This window comes from Streptomyces lancefieldiae, from assembly GCF_031845825.1.
GTDB lineage: Bacteria > Actinomycetota > Actinomycetes > Streptomycetales > Streptomycetaceae > Streptomyces > Streptomyces lancefieldiae.
Genome location: NZ_JAVRFH010000215.1, coordinates 1 through 1,354, shown reverse-complemented (window position 1 = coordinate 1,354; position 1,354 = coordinate 1). Strand labels below are relative to the sequence as shown.

General features: G+C 69.6%; 1 protein-coding gene and 1 pseudogene. One reads left to right on the top strand and one right to left on the bottom strand.

Annotation, left to right across the window (positions count from 1 at the left end; translation table 11 throughout):
• A pseudogene (locus RM812_RS41705) lies at positions 1 to 242 on the top strand (hypothetical protein); the annotation flags it as partial.
• Between the two features lie 796 nt (positions 243 to 1,038).
• Here RM812_RS41705 and RM812_RS41700 read toward each other — a convergent pair.
• Positions 1,039 to 1,354: hypothetical protein (locus RM812_RS41700; RefSeq protein ID WP_311586163.1), on the bottom strand; the 316-nt coding region annotated here is incomplete at its 5' end.

The window sequence follows — 1,354 nt, the reverse complement described above, 5'->3', positions numbered from 1 at the left end:
CGTACGGTTCGGTGCAGCAGTACTTCGCCGGCCACAGTCCCCGCTCAGCGATCGGCGGGACGCTGACCAGCGTTCAGGCGGTGGTACGCCGTATGGGCCCGGCCAGCGGGGTCAAGCTGTTGCAGCGGGACGAGCAGGCCCGGGTCTACCGCATCGAACGCGAACTGCTGGAACCGCTCAGGCGGGCCTTCTCCGTTGCAGACGCCCGCCCCGACCTGCTGCGCCGTGGCGAGCCCGAGTAGATCCCCTGGACCGTGCGCGCTACGGCAGAAGAGCCTCCCGCTGGGCTGGTCCGAGCCGCATCGGCGCCGACCCGGACGAGGAAGACGATGGCAGGCCCGTCGTGATGTCATGTGGCGGGACTTCCACCACATGATCAACACCGTCACGGCGTCGCTGCCCGGCCCAGTCCCCAGGATGAGCCACGCCCGTGGACTGGGGCGACGCCCACCCCTTTGTTCATCCAGACCGCCCGCCAGGCGTGCTCGCTGGCACAGCTCGTCTAGACCGCCGAGCCCCCACCACCGGGTAGTTCGTACGGGCGAACCCTCCGACTCCACTGGTGTGCCCGCTCTGTTTCAGGGGCAAAGCAGGGACAGGATCAGTACGGCCAGGACAGACTTCTGGCATGGACGCGGTGGGGTGGTCCCGCAGTGGGACACGCCGGGGACCGTGGCGGCCGTTCCGACCCTGCCGGTCGCCGCAGCCTTCCGGCGGCGCTGGACGCGGGCCTGCTCGATCGGGGCCGACGCATCGTCCGCCAGCGTCTCCGGCTATGGGAACGCTCGGTGGGACAGTTCACGCATCGCACAGGATTTGCCGCTCCACGGCCCGCCGCGATGGCCGGGGCGATCCGCCGCTCGGGCGCGATGGCCTGGTGTGCGGCCGCCATACAGCAGACACCTTCTTGCCGGCCGTCGGCCGTGCAATGTCAACGCTCTCCGGCAGCGGCACCACCATCCACCGCCCCCTTACTGCACGCAACAACGCCCCGGACCAACCAGTGGTCGGAGCGCTGTACGTGTGTTCGGGAGACTCCTACGCCTCAACGTAGGCGACGATCGTGATCTGCCGAAGGGCGGTCACGTAGTAGATCACCCGGACCTCGTCGACGTCGTCGACGTAGTCGCGCAGCAGCGTGTCGGGCACCGGTGTGCCCAGCTCGGGGTTGACGCTGATCGCGACGATCGCGCGGTCCAGGCGGTGCGTCTCGGTCGCCGTGAGCTTCGCCAGTTGGCTCAGCGCGGGCTCCACCAGGACGACCTGGGACCGGCGTGGTGCGTGCTCAGGTGACACGGGGCTGCTCGCCGGCGAGGCGTTCCAGGTGGGCGTCGCGGGCTTCCTCCCACAGCAC